17 protein-coding genes are annotated in these 13132 nt (G+C 68.2%); 15 read left to right on the top strand and 2 right to left on the bottom strand.

Annotated features, from left to right (window positions below):
- The 6 genes from ACLF6P_RS11835 (at window position 1) to ACLF6P_RS11810 (ending at window position 3336) form a co-directional block, all read left to right on the top strand.
- Window positions 1-825: a helix-turn-helix domain-containing protein gene (locus tag ACLF6P_RS11835; RefSeq protein ID WP_415950028.1), complete on the top strand. Its 825-nt coding sequence runs from the start codon at window positions 1-3 to the stop codon at window positions 823-825.
- Window positions 822-1067: a DUF397 domain-containing protein gene (locus tag ACLF6P_RS11830; RefSeq protein ID WP_415950027.1), complete on the top strand. Its 246-nt coding sequence runs from the start codon at window positions 822-824 to the stop codon at window positions 1065-1067. Before ACLF6P_RS11835 ends, ACLF6P_RS11830 begins: the two co-directional genes overlap by 4 nt.
- The gene (locus ACLF6P_RS11825) at window positions 1031-1369 is read left to right on the top strand and encodes a Uma2 family endonuclease (RefSeq protein ID WP_415950183.1); all 339 of its coding nucleotides are present in this window, start codon (window positions 1031-1033) and stop codon (window positions 1367-1369) included. The genes ACLF6P_RS11830 and ACLF6P_RS11825 overlap by 37 nt, the downstream gene beginning before the upstream one ends.
- A gap of 32 nt (window positions 1370-1401) precedes the next feature.
- The gene (locus ACLF6P_RS11820) at window positions 1402-2049 is read left to right on the top strand and encodes an HAD family hydrolase (RefSeq protein ID WP_415950025.1); all 648 of its coding nucleotides are present in this window, start codon (window positions 1402-1404) and stop codon (window positions 2047-2049) included.
- Between the two features lie 217 nt (window positions 2050-2266).
- Entirely contained in the window at window positions 2267-2665 is a 399-nt protein-coding gene (locus ACLF6P_RS11815) for a type II toxin-antitoxin system RelE/ParE family toxin (protein WP_415950024.1), read from the top strand.
- Window positions 2662-3336: a helix-turn-helix domain-containing protein gene (locus ACLF6P_RS11810; protein ID WP_415950022.1), complete on the top strand. Its 675-nt coding sequence runs from the start codon at window positions 2662-2664 to the stop codon at window positions 3334-3336. The genes ACLF6P_RS11815 and ACLF6P_RS11810 overlap by 4 nt, the downstream gene beginning before the upstream one ends.
- A gap of 407 nt (window positions 3337-3743) precedes the next feature.
- Here ACLF6P_RS11810 and ACLF6P_RS11805 read toward each other — a convergent pair whose 3' ends face one another.
- Window positions 3744-4475 (bottom strand): DUF7873 family protein, encoded by a 732-nt coding sequence (locus tag ACLF6P_RS11805; RefSeq protein ID WP_415950021.1) that lies wholly within the window; start codon window positions 4473-4475, stop codon window positions 3744-3746.
- A 474-nt stretch (window positions 4476-4949) separates the two neighbouring features.
- Window positions 4950-5525 carry a TetR/AcrR family transcriptional regulator gene (locus ACLF6P_RS11800; protein WP_415950019.1) on the bottom strand — a complete coding sequence of 192 codons (576 nt, stop codon included), beginning with the start codon at window positions 5523-5525 and terminating at the stop codon, window positions 4950-4952.
- A 244-nt stretch (window positions 5526-5769) separates the two neighbouring features.
- On the opposite strand from ACLF6P_RS11800, the gene ACLF6P_RS11795 reads away from it, so the two are divergent.
- From ACLF6P_RS11795 to ACLF6P_RS11755, 9 genes are all read left to right on the top strand, one after another.
- Window positions 5770-6480, top strand: a complete 711-nt coding sequence (locus ACLF6P_RS11795) for an ATP/GTP-binding protein (protein WP_415950018.1) — start codon at window positions 5770-5772, stop codon at window positions 6478-6480.
- 108 nt (window positions 6481-6588) lie between these two features.
- The gene (locus ACLF6P_RS11790) at window positions 6589-7182 is read left to right on the top strand and encodes a flavodoxin family protein (protein ID WP_415950016.1); all 594 of its coding nucleotides are present in this window, start codon (window positions 6589-6591) and stop codon (window positions 7180-7182) included.
- Between the two features lie 59 nt (window positions 7183-7241).
- Window positions 7242-7655 (top strand): nuclear transport factor 2 family protein, encoded by a 414-nt coding sequence (locus tag ACLF6P_RS11785; protein ID WP_415950015.1) that lies wholly within the window; start codon window positions 7242-7244, stop codon window positions 7653-7655.
- Between the two features lie 31 nt (window positions 7656-7686).
- Window positions 7687-8616 (top strand): DMT family transporter, encoded by a 930-nt coding sequence (locus tag ACLF6P_RS11780; RefSeq protein ID WP_415950013.1) that lies wholly within the window; start codon window positions 7687-7689, stop codon window positions 8614-8616.
- A 29-nt stretch (window positions 8617-8645) separates the two neighbouring features.
- A complete protein-coding gene (locus ACLF6P_RS11775) occupies window positions 8646-10175 on the top strand; it encodes an FAD-dependent monooxygenase (protein WP_415950012.1) in 1530 nt (509 codons plus the stop codon).
- 89 nt (window positions 10176-10264) lie between these two features.
- Entirely contained in the window at window positions 10265-10660 is a 396-nt protein-coding gene (locus ACLF6P_RS11770) for a nuclear transport factor 2 family protein (protein WP_415950011.1), read from the top strand.
- A 94-nt stretch (window positions 10661-10754) separates the two neighbouring features.
- Window positions 10755-11738 (top strand): AvrD family protein, encoded by a 984-nt coding sequence (locus ACLF6P_RS11765; protein ID WP_415950010.1) that lies wholly within the window; start codon window positions 10755-10757, stop codon window positions 11736-11738.
- 29 nt (window positions 11739-11767) lie between these two features.
- Window positions 11768-12796 carry a beta-ketoacyl-ACP synthase III gene (locus ACLF6P_RS11760; protein WP_415950008.1) on the top strand — a complete coding sequence of 343 codons (1029 nt, stop codon included), beginning with the start codon at window positions 11768-11770 and terminating at the stop codon, window positions 12794-12796.
- A gap of 51 nt (window positions 12797-12847) precedes the next feature.
- Complete coding sequence (locus ACLF6P_RS11755; protein WP_415950007.1) at window positions 12848-13120, top strand: acyl carrier protein; 273 nt, start codon at window positions 12848-12850, stop codon at window positions 13118-13120.
- Window positions 13121-13132 lie beyond the last annotated feature (12 nt).

The following is a 13132-nucleotide window of genomic DNA, read 5'->3' as shown; positions in this document are numbered from 1 at the left end:
ATGAGCACGAGGAAACGTCCGCAGAAGAACGCCTCGGTGATGAGGATGATCGGCTCCCAGGTCGCCTGCCTGCGCCAGGCCGCCGGGCTGACTCAGCGGGAGCTGGCGGAACGGCTCCTCGTCGCCGAGGTGACGATCGCGTCGATCGAGCAGGGGCGGAGGGCCCTGCTGCCGGATCTCGCGGAAGCGATCGACCGACTGCTGTGCACCGGTTGGGTGTTGGCCGCTGCGGTGGCCAATTTGCCGGAAGTGGATCAGTTTCCGTTGTGGGCTGAGTCGTACATCCAGCAGGAGAGCGAGGCCATCGCGCTCTCGAAGTACGACGCGACCGTGGTGCCGGGCCTGTTGCAGACCCCTGGCTACGCACGGGCAGTCTTTCAAGAACGCATCCCCGCCTACGACGAGGATGAGATCGGCGCCAAGATCGCTGCCCGCATGGCTCGGCAGGAGATCCTGCACAAAAAGGTGCCGCCGACCGTCAGCTTCGTCATCTGGGAACCGGCGCTCGGGCTCAGCTTCGGCGGTCCGGATATTGGGCGCGAGCAGCTTCAGCACTTGCGGTCATGCGCCGAGCTCCCCGGCCTCTCACTACAGATCCTGCCGCTCGGCAGCCGCCATCACGCCGCGCTCGACGGACCGTTCACATTGCTGGAGACGCCCGAACACCAGCATTTGGCCTACACCGAGTCCCAACGAGGCAGCCAATGGGTGGCCGACCCTGACGAGGTCTCCATCCTCCAACGCAGGCATGCCATGCTACGAGCACAGGCCCTCACCCCGCATGACACCCTGGGCCTCCTGGGCCACCTGCTAGGAGAGCGATGAGCAGCACCGCACTGCACTGGTTCAAGTCGAGCTACAGCGGTAGCGACGGCGGGGACTGCGTGGAAGTCGCCTACAACTGGCGCAAGTCGACGTACAGCGACAACGTCCACGACCGGTGTGTGGAGGTAGCCACCCACCCCACCGCCATCCACATCCGCGACTCCAAACGCCCCGAAGCCGCCATCCTCACCGTCGCCCCGGCCACCTGGACCGCCTTCACGCAGGCCGCCGCCGACCGGTAGCAGATGACGATGACGACTTCGCCGCCTTCGCCCCCACGGTCTCCGCAGCCATCGAGGTCGTCTCCCCGTCGAACCCCGGCAACGCCTCCATCACCAAGCTCCGCGACTACCCCCGTATGGGTGTCCCGGTCTACGCGATCATCGACCCCCGGAACGGGACCATCACGGTCCACTCCGACCCGGACACGACCAGCGGCGAGCCGCGCTACCGCGCCGCCCCGCGCGTGTACAAGTTCGGCGACACGTTCCAACTCGGCACCTGGACCATCGACAGCTCGACCTTCCCGAGACACCCGTCCTGAGCCCGGACCGGGAGCTGGCATGATCGCCAGGCATGAATGAGCAACTGCCCTTCGACGCCGTGCTGTGCGACTTCGACGGAGTCGTGCACCTGTGGGATCCGGACGGAATGAGCGCGCTCGACCGGTCCTGGGGTCTGGCCGAGGGGACGCTCGCCCGTGCCGCGTTCCGTACCGAGCTGCTCGATGCGGCGGTCACCGGCCGGCTCACCGACGAGCAGTGGCGGGAGCAGGTGGCGGCGGACCTGGCCGGGGCATGCGGCGGGAAAGAGCAGGCGCAGGCGCTGGTGGGGGCGTGGAGCGCGCAGACGGGCCGCGTCGACGCGGAGGTCATGGAGCTGCTCGCCGCCGTACGACGCGTGGTTCCCGTGGTCCTGGTCTCCAATGCCACCACGCGCCTCGAAGCGACCCTGGCCTCGCACGGCCTGTCCGACGCGTTCGACTCGGTGGTCAACACCGCTCGCGTCGGCGCGGCCAAGCCGGACCCGCGCGTCTTCGCGGAGGCCGCGCGCCGCGCGAGGGCCGAACCGAACCGCTGCCTGTTCGTCGACGACACGGCAGGTCACGTGACAGCGGCACGGGAAGCGGGCCTGACGGGCCTGCACTATCAGCACCCAGGTCAGCTCCAGGAGGCCGTGACCGGTCTGCTCCCGTCTGCCCCGCGCGCACCACGCCCGGCCTGAGCCCGCAACGCAAGCACCTCGGCGGACAGCCGCTCCGTCGCCGCTCGCTTCTCCTCGCGTGAGCGAACCGGAAGCCCCGCCGCCATCCGCCGTTCTCGGACCTGGCGCTTGACTTCCTCCCAACTGACGCCACGCATCGACACTCCCCGGTGTCCGCTTCCAGAATCCCCCCGTACTTCTCAGCGAATATACAACCGATTAGATATAGAGTTGAGGTATGGACGCGCCCTGGCAGGTTGACGTGGAGCCGGAGGTTAAGGAGTGGCTCGGCGGATTGACCGGCGATGAGTACTTGCACGCCGACCACGCGGTGTCCCGGCTCGTGGACGCGCCGACCACCCTGGGACACCCCTACACCAGCCACCTCGGCGATGGCTTGCGCGAACTGCGATTCCACCTCGGGCAGGATGGCCTCGCAGTCCGGATCACCTACTGGCTGGCTCCTGACCAGCGCATCGTTCTGCTGACCGTGTTCCGCAAGACCAAGCAGCGCGAGACCGCTCAGGTGGACCGGGCACGCCTGGTGATAAAGGCCTGCCAGGAACAGGGCCCGGCACACGAACCGGGACATGACCCGGCTTGGACGCGGAACGTGACGAAGGGAGACCTCCGATGAGCCACAGCCGATGGAAGCTCGCCCGCGAGCGCAAGCTCACCGAGGGCCACACCGAGCCTCCGGAGGTGGAGGCACGCCGCGCCGAGATCAAGGCCGCGTTCGACCTCGGACAACTCGTCTACGACCGCCGCACCGAGCTGGGCCTGTCCCAAGCCGAGCTGGCCAAGCGCGCCCGTATGACACAGCCGCAGATCTCCAGCATCGAAGGCGGCGGAGTCACCCCCACCATCCCCATCCTCACCCGCCTGGCCGAGGCTCTCGAAGCCAAGCTCAGCATCACGCTCGAGGAGAATCATGCGGCGAGCCCCCCACTGCGCACTCAGGTGACATGGCGTCTGAAGCTCACCAACCACGGGGACGGCAGCGCCCAGGAGAATGCCGATGCCATGAACGCTCACCTGGCAAGCGTGCAGGAACAGCTTGCCGCTCTCCGGGAGTGCAACCCCGCCATAGGGAGTGGACACATCGAGGCAAACCTCGACACGAACAAGGTCACAGTGCAGTTGACCGTCTACGGAGACCGGGACGACGCCGTGAGTCTTTCGCGAACGGTGATCCGCACCGCCATTCACGCGGCCGGCGGGTTCACTCCGGAATGGGACGAGGATCGCCCGGCTACGGACAGCCTCGCCGAGTACAGGCCGCTGGGCGCGAACCTCGAATACACATGATGCGGAAGCGGAACGTGACGGAGCCCGGGAGCATGTCCAGCTCCCGGGCTCCTGCTTGCCACCCAATTGCGCACACCGGCGGCGTTTAAGAACCGCGGGTCATGTTGAGATCGACGTGTTCTGCCTTTGAACTACAGCGCCACGGGAGAGGCGCCGGAGGGACTTGAACCCCCATCCGTCGATGTTCGCCCACGCTCGGTCGATCCGGTGTTCGGCGGCGAATGCTGAGACTGGAGCGAGAATCTGAGTTTGATGGGGCCGCCTCTGCCAGGCTTGGGCCACCCCCGCATGTGGTGCGGGGGGAGGGATTCGAACCCCCAACTGACACCCCTTGATCAGCTTCAACATCAGTTTCAGCTTGCGCTCATCGCGCACCCTCCGCTCGCGACGGAGGGCGAATGTGGGGGCTACCGGAAGAGGTAGCCGAATACCGCGTCGCCGACCCGCTGGTCGGTGACCTCGGTGTTGTTCGCCTCCTCACGGGCGAACTTGACCGCCTGCTGCAGCTTCTCGACCCGGTCCAGCAGTTCGTTGACCCGCCGGGCGGGCAGCGCGCCGGAGAACTTCACCGTGGTCCAGTATCCGACCGGGACGTCCTCGTAGTACACCTCGACCTGTGCCGGGTGCTTGTCCGTGGCCTCGGCCTTCACGTGGTTGCGCGGGACCTTCTTCGTGCGGATGGTCCGCACCGGGTCGGTCTTCCACGCGTCCGTCGAGGGGTCCAGGTTCCACGATTCGGAGGCGTCGAGCACCGGCAGCTTGCGCACGAAGGTGTGCAGGTCGGTGAGTTGCTTCTCCAGGAACAGCAGATACGGGACGGGCACCTGGGCCAGCAGCACCGCACCGTCGACCACCACGTCCGCGGCGGCGGACCGGTTCGCCCAGTCCTTCGTCGCGGTCACATCGAAGAGCCGGGTCAGCGTTCCGGCGGTCGCCCGCAGAGCGTCCTCGGCCTTGATCTGCACCCGAGTGGACTCGGGCGGAAGCTGCTCGCCCTCCTCGTCCTTGGGCTGGTACGTCCGGGAGATACCGGCCAGCAGGGCGGGCTTCTGCACGTCCTGGTGAGCCTGGGTGAGCTCTTGGAGGGCCTTGGACTTGACGCCCTTCTCGACTGCGATGATCTGATTCAACTTCGGCACACGGAGAACCTAGCAACCCCGGGCCGTACAGACATCCGAATTTAGGCGCGGTCGGTACGCGCGCCGAGTGCGGCTGGTACGCGCCCCGAGTGCGGCTGAACCGTCCCCGCCCGCCCCTCCCCGTACTTTCCGGCGCAGACCCGCTTTCGACGGTCCGTCAGCTCGGTGGAGGTCTCACCATGCACCAGTTCCGTTGGCGGCCGCTGCACATGGATGTGCCCGATCTCGGCCGGTTGCCTTCTCTCCCGAGTCGGTGGCGGTGATCGACGCCTCCGACCCGGAGGAGCGGGCCCAACACCGGAATCACCGGCCAGCTCACGGCCTGGGCCGAGCGGGTCGGGGTGCGGCCGCGCGCCGTGCACCCGACGCGCGGGAGCGACTGCGGTACGCAAGGCCGCTCCCCCGGCACCGGGCCCGTTCACCTCGTACACCTCGGCTCCGCGCCGAGAGTCCAGACCGTCTTCGGGCCTCGGATCAAGCCGGCGTGGTGGCGCGTTCCGCGAAGGCGACGAGGAAGTCCCGCAGATCGCCCCGCGCCTCGGTGCTGTCCGGCTGCTCGCGAAGTGCGAGGCGGGCCAGTTGCGGCATCGCCACCGGCCACGCCGCGAGGCCGATCAAGGTCAGCAACAGCTGGGCCGCCTGGTCCGAGGTGTAACCGGTGGAGTCCCGCAGGCCCTCGGCCGCGTTCGCATACTGGGAGGCCCGACTGGATGTCCTGTCCGCCAGCTGATCTCCGTAGTAGAGCGCCTCGAACATCAGCAGCCGCAGCAGCGTCGGATCTTCACTGTGGAAGTCGAAGACCCGTCCCACGTACTCCCCCACCGGCCCTTCGCCGGGGCGGACCGCTTCGGCGAGCTCGGCCATCGCCTGGGCGAGGACCGCGTTGAAGAGCCCCTCCTTGTTCCCGAAGTGTCCGTAGATGCGCTCCTTGTTGACTCCCGCCTTCTCCGCGATGCGGTTGACGCGTGCGCCCGCGATGCCGTACTCCGCGAACTCGGCTCGCGCCGCGCCCAGGAGCAGGCGCTTGGTCTCGTCTGTGTCTCTTGTCATACCCCAAGGGTACTCTCACCCAACTAGTTGGTTGGGCACGACGGCACACACCCGCCAGGACTCACCCAACCGGTTGGTTGGACATATGCGATTGGCCTATGCCATGATCCAACCAACAGGTTGGAAGCGCCGCTCCAGCCACGTCACGGGGGCTTTCCATGGGCGGTCGTACCCATGGGTTTCCCTTGCCAGGTTTCAAGACGGACGGACCGTCACGTCTTTCCGACTCGAAGGGCTGCCCTGAATGCGCATATCGATTTCCGGTACCTACTCCGCAGGCAAGACGTCCACAGTGATGGCGTTGTCCCACTACACCGGTGTGCCTCGCACCCTGGCGAGGACGATCCGCGAGATCCTGCCCGAGACGTTCCCCGGCAAGAAGCTCGCGGAAGTGTCGCCGGATGAGTTCCTGCAGCTGATGCTCCGCAGGCACACCGGACGTGCCGTTCAAGAGGCGCTCCTCGGAGACCGGTTCATCTCCGACGGTTCGTCACTTCAGGAGTGGCTCTACGGCGCCGGCCGGGTCATCCATGGCATGAACCCGAACGACACAGCCGGTCTCGAAGGCGGCCGCGCCGTTGAACTCACTGAGGAGATGCGCTTCTTCAGCAAGGTGGTCGACCAGTACGGGCACGCTCTCAAGCGGCACGTCAAGGACACCTACGACGCGTACGTGCACCTGCGGCACGAACTGCCCATCGCGGCCGACGGGCACCGGCCGATGAACGAGAGTTTCCGCGCGACCATCGACACGATGCTGCTTCAGACGCTCGATGAGCTGGAGATCCCCTGCCACGTGGTCAGCGGAACCATGCCGGAGCGCCTTGAGACCATCGCGGGGCTCTTCGACCTCAAGCCGGTGATGAGCACGCAGGAGGCCATGGATCTGGCCTGGCAGGACTACGCCAAGCAGGACTTCCGTATGGAGACGGAGCGAGCGCCCGCAGCCGCCTGAGACGGTGCTGCACGGCTCCGGCGCGCTCGTCGCCCGTGGCTCTGCCACCCACCCCTCTCCCTCCCTCAGCCGCACACCGCAAACCTCACGCACAGAAGGAAATTCGCCATGCCCGAAAAGCCGACCGTCGCCATCGCCTACTACTCCGGCTTCGGACACACCGACGTCCTGGCCAAAGCCGTCCAGGCCGGTGCGACCGATGCGGGGGCCGAGGTCACGCTGATCCGTGTCGACACCATCACCGACGAGCAGTGGGCGGTGCTCGACTCTGCGGACGCGATCATCTTCGGATCGCCCACCTACATGGGTTCGGCGGCCGGGAAGTTCCACGTCTTCGCCGAGTCGACCAGCAAGCGCTGGGCGTCCAGCGCCTGGCGGGACAAGGTCGGCGCCGGCTTCACGAACGCCGCCTGCAAGGCAGGGGACAAGCACTCCACGCTCGGCTACTTCGCCACGCTCGGCGCCCAGCACCAGATGAACTGGGTGAACCTCGGTCTGCACCCGGGCTGGCACACCAGCTCCGAGAGCGAGAACGACCTCAACCGCCTGGGGTACTTCAACGGCGCCGCGGCCACCACACCGGCCGACCTTCCCGCCGACGGCGTGCACAAGGCCGATATCGCCACCGCCGAGTACCTGGGGGCCCGTGTCGCCCGGCACACGGCTGTCGTCCTCGCCGGCCGAGTGGCTCTGGGCGTCTGACGTCCCCGCCGAGGACCGGCCGAACCGCCCCCGACTCACGAGAGAAGAGAAGAACACGTATGTCCACCACCACCCGGAAGTCGACCGCCGACACCGTCGATGCCTTCTTCGAGGCCTTCGGAACGGGAAACCAGTCGGCTCTGCTCGAACTGTTCGCCGACAAGGTCGACTTCACCGTCGCGGGCGCCCCCAACGTGCCGTGGGCGGGCAGCAGGTCCACCAAGGAAGAGATCGCCGAGTTCTTCGGGCTCTTCGGCCAGGTGCTCACGCCGCCGGAGTCCTTCGCGATCACGGGGAAGGTCACCGATGGTCAGGACGCGGTGGTGTTCGCCACCTGTGTCTTCGGGGTCCTCGCCACGGGCAAGAAGTTCACCAACAGTTACGCGCTGCACTTCAAGGTCGTCGACGGCCGGATCGCCGGTTACCGCATGTACGAGGACAGCTACGCCATCCACGAGGCGTTCACCGCCTGATCGCGCACCCCACGCCTCAAAGCGAGCTGCCATGAATCAAACCAAGCTGCTGCTGCGCACGGCCCTCGGCCCCACGATCGGCGGCACCTCCTATCTCGTCGCCCAATACCTCCCGCCCAGCCCCTATTGGGACGCGGTCCTGCGTGCCGCCCCGGCCGGACTGCTGCTGCTGGCCCTCAAGCCCGCCCTTCCGAAGGGAATGTGGTGGTGGCGCAGCCTCGTGGTCGGGGCCCTCAACATCGGCCTCTTCTTCGGTTTGCTGTTCGTCTCGGCACAGCGTCTGTCCAGTGGGGTCTCCGCCACGATCGGCGCCCTGTCCACCCTCTTCGCCATCGGCTTCGCCGTTCCGGTACTCAGGGAACGGATCCGGCCCGTTCAGTACGCGGCCGCGGTGGTCGGCGTCTGCGGTGTCGCCCTGCTGGTGTTCCGGGGTGACAGCAGCCTCGACCTGCTCGGTGTCCTGGCGGGCCTAGGCTCCGCCCTCAGCCTCGGGCTCGGCAGCGTCCTGTCACGCCGCTGGGGCAGGCCCGAGGGGATCGGCGGTGTCACTTTCGCCTCCTGGACCCTGCTCGGCGGCAGCGTGATCCTGCTGCCCATCGCGGTCCTCACCGAGGGCGCTCCCCCCTCCATCAGCCTGTCGCAGTTCGGCGGTCTTCTCTGGGTCGCGTTCGGCTGCTCGGCCTTGGCCTACTACCTGCTGCTGTCCGGTCTCCAGGCGCTGCCCATCTCCTTGTCGGCGCCCCTGCCGCTGCTCGGCCCCGTCAGTGCCGGCTTCTTCGGCTGGCTCATCGCCGGTGAGACCCTCGCCCCGCTGCAGCTGCTCGGTGGCGTGACCGTCCTCGTGTCGGTCCTCGCAGCCACCTGGCCGCGGAAGCCGAAGGCCCTCCCGGACACCGTGCCCGACACACCGCCGCCCGCGCTGGATCCGGACCCCGTGGCCCCGTTGACCGACCGGCGTTGACCGTACCCGACTGAGAGGAGCAACATTTCATGGCCGATCAGGAAACCGACGTCCTCGTGGTCGGTGCGGGCCCGACCGGTCTTGCCCTGGCCGTCCTACTGCGCCGGGCAGGGCTGCGGGTGACGGTCGTGGAACGGAGCACCAGTCGTGACCGGCGGACACGGGCCATCACCTTGCACGCCCCCACCTTGGAGTTCCTCGACGCGCTCGGCCTGCTGGCCGCGGTCCGGGAACAGGGCCTCCCGCTGGAGCGGATCTCCTTCCACACGCATCAAGGTTCCTACCACGGTCCGCTGACCGGCCTGGACAGCAACGTCGACGGCTACCTCAATCTGCCCCAGCCCGCCTACGAGGAACTCCTCGAGGAAGTCGCCCGCGACAGCGGCGTCGACTTCCGCCACGGAACCACGTACACAGGCCACTTGGGCGGGGACCACTCGCCGGACGAGCCGCTGACCGTGCAGCTCGACGACGGCAACGGCCCGACCACGGTGCGATGCCGGTACCTGGTCGGGTGCGACGGTGCGGGCAGCCGGGTGCGCGCGCGGCTCGGTTCCTCCATGGAAGGCCGCCACGCGCCCGCCAGCTATCTCCTGGTCGAAGGCGTACCCCTCCGGCCTGCGACCGCGCCCGAGACCGGCATCTATGTGGGCGAGGCGGGAATGGTCACCCTCGCTCCCCTGCCCGCGGGGCGGGTACGCATCGCCGGGCCCGCCGACATGATGCTCGCCCTGGAGAAGAACGCTCACGTCACCGCGGACCAGGTCGCCACTCTCGTGGATGCCCTCGGCTTCGGTGACAGGCTGCGGCTGCGGCAGGTGGAGCGGGTGGCCCAGTACACGGTGCAGGAACGCATCGCCTCCCGCATGGCGGACGGCCGGGTTGCACTGGCCGGAGACGCCGCCCACCTCAACGCCCCCGCCGGAGGGCAGGGACTCAACCTCGGCATCGGCGATGTTCTCGCTCTGGCCTGGCGCATCGTCCACGCGATACGCCACGGCGGTACCGTCGACATGGCCGCGTACGAGGCCGAGCGGCGGGAAGCCGCAGCCGAGGCCATCGCGGCCGCCGACGTTCTGCCCTTGGTCCAGCGCATGCGTACGGCCCACAGTGCGGCGGACAAGGAAGCACTGCAGCAGCAGCTGACCGGGCACGCCCCGCGCTGGAGCCAGCTCTACCCGCACCACCCCGCCCCCAACGCACCGGAACTGCCCGGCGCCTACCGGCTGGAGGAGGGCACGCGGGTGCCCACGGCGGTACGCGAGGGCGGCGAGCAGGTCGGTCTGCTGCCCGCGGCGGCAGATGCCACGCTCAGCACGCTGCTCGTCCGGCACCGGTCCTCCCCCGCTCAGGTGCGTGACCTTGCCGACAACCGGGCCGCGCTGGCCGGCTGTCCGCCCGTCGGCGTGGTCCACACGGTGCGCCTGGACGCACATCATCCGCGCGCCCGTGCGATGTGGCCGCAGGACGCGGCCGCCCTGCTGGTCCGTCCCGACCGGCGCGTTGCCGCAGTGCTCGCTGTCGATGCCCCGCGTCGACCCGCGCTGTCGACGGCATAGCGGCGCAGAACCTGCCGTCCCAGCCTTCGGCAGGTGGCAAATATCCTTTCTTCTCAACATATCTCTACTGATCAGGAGTTCATCCGCTCATGACGTTTCCCGCCATGCCCAAGGCCGTCCATCAGTTCTACGCAGGCTCCCAGGCCGCGGATGCCGACCTGTGGGCCGAGGCCTTCGCCGAGGACGGGATCTTCCACGACCCGGTCGGCAGCCGGCCGATCGAGGGGCGCGAGGCCATCCGGGCCAAGCTGCACAACGTGATTCCCCGTTTCGATCCGTTCCTCGGCATCACGCCGATCGACGCGTACACCACCGGCGGCCAGACCGCCGTCTCCTGGCGCGGCGCTGTCGTCACCACCGACGGGAAGCCCGTCAACTGGGCGGGCATCCACGTCTACCGCCTCGATGAGCAGGGCCTGATCGCCGAGCTGTGGGCCTACTTCCACCACGGCGTGTTCGCGGCCCAGCTCGCCGACGAACACTGAGCTCCTCCCGTCCCGCGGTGATGCCGCCGCGGGACGGGAGGACCGACGAACACCTCTTCGCCGTGGGGCGGGGAGTCACACAGGGGGCAATTCCATGGACACCGCAGTTCTGCCGGACATTCTCCGCATCAGCTCCGCTGACGATGAGTTGGGAAACCGTGAGGGACGCTTCTTCGGAGAGGGCTTCAAGCGGGTCACACACGTTCTCACCGACATCACCATCCGGACCACCACAGACGAAGTGCCCGGACGCGTCGACGCCACAGCCGGCCTTGGCATACCCGGTACTTGGTCCCGTAAGGGGGACACCCAGCAGCGCCCGCACCTGTCGACCATCGACGCGATGCTCTTCGCTGCCCAGCTCACCGGGCTCTACGCCGCGCACTCCTTCGGCCTGCCGCCCACCAGCCCGTTCCTGATCCGGTCTCTCGTGATCAAGGCGGGTCCCGCGCCGGACGAGGAGAGCCTCGATTCCTTCGCCGTCTTCGCGACCCACCATTCCACCAACGACATCGCCGCACTGGGCCGTCGCCTGACCACGATGGACTGCGGCATCGGCTCGATGACCGTGCGCGTGGTGGTGGAACACGCCGTGACGGCCGAGGCTTCACGGGCCGAGGGCTTCTACGCCCGTCCGGAAGATCTTCCCGGCCCCTGGAACGACGCCCCCTACGGCGCCTCCCACCTGGGCCGTCACCAGTTCCTCGACGCCATCGAGGCCGACATCGAGGCGCATACGGCGAGCGCGGAACTCAGCATCACCACGGATCCGGACGGCACGCGCCGCGCCGCGCTGCCGCCAACGATGATCGACCTGTTCACCGCGGCACTGCAGCTCGGTCAGATCCTTCTCTACCGGCTGGACGGCCTGGACCGCGCCACGTCCAACACCTTGTGGATGCGCGGTACCACCATCGCGCCGTCCGCCGGGGACAGCACCGACGACGGGCGCTTTCACGTGGAGCTCGCCAAGCCGGCGAAGCTTCCCACCTCCCGGGGCACCTGGCGCACGGGACAGATCGTCGCGACGGTCGCAGGAAAGCGTTTGACCTGCAACGTCGCCCACCTTCTGCCCTGACCGCCCGCCGCAGTTCGCAGGAGACACACATGGCACACCACCAGCCGGCCGCCGCCGTCACAGGCCTGGGAAGCTACCTGCCGCCCCGCCGCATCACCAACGACGAACTGGCCACCCGCCTGGACACCAGCGACGAGTGGATCACCACCCGGACGGGCATCAGTGTCCGGCACTGGGCCTCGCCCGGCACCTCCACCGGTGACCTCGCCGTCGAGGCCGGACACCGAGCGCTGAAGTCCGCCGGGCTGTCCCCCGAGCCGGGTGCGGTGGATGCGGTGGTCCTCGCCACGACCACCCCCGACCACCCCTGCCCGGCGACCGCCCCCGAAGTCGCCGCCCGCCTGCAGCTGGGCACCGCCGCCGCGTACGACATCTCGGGCGTGTGCTCGGGGTTCCTGTACGCGCTGGCCACGGCATCCGCGCAGATCATCGCCGGGCAGGCCGAACGCATCCTGGTCATCGGAGCCGAGACCTACTCGACGATCCTCAACCCCGCCGACCGCACCACGTCCGTCATCTTCGGCGACGGAGCCGGTGCCGTCGTCCTGTCCGCGGCCCGCACCGTGGAACAGCCCGGGGTACTGCTCGGCGTGGATCTCGGTGCCGACGGCAGCCAGGCGGACCTCATCCGCATTCCCGCGGGAGGTTCGCGGCAGCGGGCCAACCCCGACGACCCCGAGCTGGGCGATCCGTACTTCACCATGCAGGGCAAGAAGGTGTTCGCGGCCGCCGTGACCCGGATGCAGCACTCGGCCATGTCGCTGCTCGACCGTATCGGCTGGACCACGGACCAGGTCGACCATCTGGTCGGTCACCAGGCCAACGCACGCATCCTGAAGGCACTCGCCCGCCACCTCGGCATTCCCGAGGAGCGGGCCGTCATCAACATCGACCAGGTCGGAAACACCTCGGCCGCCTCCATCCCCCTCGCCCTGGCCCACGCGACCGCCTCCGGCAGGCTGACCCCGGGCTCACGCGTCCTCCTCACCGCCTTCGGCGGCGGACTGACCTGGGGTTCGGTGGCGCTGACCTGGCCGGACGGTCTCACTGCCGTCTGAAACCGGGCCACACGGCGATTCATCTCCTCACGCACAGATCGGCGATACGACATGACCACACAGACCCAGACCCAGACCCAGACCCAGCCGCAGCCCCTGGCCGACCAGCTCCTCGGCATCCTGACAGCCGAGTTCGAAGCCCCCGAAGACACGACCGGCACCACGCAGTTCGAGCTTCTCGGCTTCGACTCCCTCATCCTCGTCGAGTTCGCTGTCGGCCTCACCCGGCGCTTCGGGGTCGAGGTCACCGACGACGAAGTCCACGAAGCCGCCACCGTCGACGGGGTCGTCGAGCTCCTCCGCTCCAAGGGCGTCGACGCCTGACGCCCTGCCAAG

The sequence above is a fragment of the Streptomyces lothianensis genome, from assembly GCF_047779955.1.
Classification (GTDB): domain Bacteria; phylum Actinomycetota; class Actinomycetes; order Streptomycetales; family Streptomycetaceae; genus Streptomyces.
Note: the sequence above shows the minus strand (reverse complement) of the source record. Positions and strands in the feature narration are given on the sequence as shown.

Coding starts and splice junctions, on each gene's coding strand:
- ACLF6P_RS11835 (WP_415950028.1), top strand. CDS start 1: ATGAGCACGAGGAAACGTCCGCAGAAGAACGCCTCGGTGATGAGGATG.
- ACLF6P_RS11830 (WP_415950027.1), top strand. CDS start 822: ATGAGCAGCACCGCACTGCACTGGTTCAAGTCGAGCTACAGCGGTAGC.
- ACLF6P_RS11820 (WP_415950025.1), top strand. CDS start 1,402: ATGAATGAGCAACTGCCCTTCGACGCCGTGCTGTGCGACTTCGACGGA.
- ACLF6P_RS11815 (WP_415950024.1), top strand. CDS start 2,267: ATGGACGCGCCCTGGCAGGTTGACGTGGAGCCGGAGGTTAAGGAGTGG.
- ACLF6P_RS11810 (WP_415950022.1), top strand. CDS start 2,662: ATGAGCCACAGCCGATGGAAGCTCGCCCGCGAGCGCAAGCTCACCGAG.
- ACLF6P_RS11800 (WP_415950019.1), bottom strand. CDS start 5,525: ATGACAAGAGACACAGACGAGACCAAGCGCCTGCTCCTGGGCGCGGCG.
- ACLF6P_RS11795 (WP_415950018.1), top strand. CDS start 5,770: ATGCGCATATCGATTTCCGGTACCTACTCCGCAGGCAAGACGTCCACA.
- ACLF6P_RS11790 (WP_415950016.1), top strand. CDS start 6,589: ATGCCCGAAAAGCCGACCGTCGCCATCGCCTACTACTCCGGCTTCGGA.
- ACLF6P_RS11785 (WP_415950015.1), top strand. CDS start 7,242: ATGTCCACCACCACCCGGAAGTCGACCGCCGACACCGTCGATGCCTTC.
- ACLF6P_RS11780 (WP_415950013.1), top strand. CDS start 7,687: ATGAATCAAACCAAGCTGCTGCTGCGCACGGCCCTCGGCCCCACGATC.
- ACLF6P_RS11775 (WP_415950012.1), top strand. CDS start 8,646: ATGGCCGATCAGGAAACCGACGTCCTCGTGGTCGGTGCGGGCCCGACC.
- ACLF6P_RS11770 (WP_415950011.1), top strand. CDS start 10,265: ATGACGTTTCCCGCCATGCCCAAGGCCGTCCATCAGTTCTACGCAGGC.
- ACLF6P_RS11765 (WP_415950010.1), top strand. CDS start 10,755: ATGGACACCGCAGTTCTGCCGGACATTCTCCGCATCAGCTCCGCTGAC.
- ACLF6P_RS11760 (WP_415950008.1), top strand. CDS start 11,768: ATGGCACACCACCAGCCGGCCGCCGCCGTCACAGGCCTGGGAAGCTAC.
- ACLF6P_RS11755 (WP_415950007.1), top strand. CDS start 12,848: ATGACCACACAGACCCAGACCCAGACCCAGACCCAGCCGCAGCCCCTG.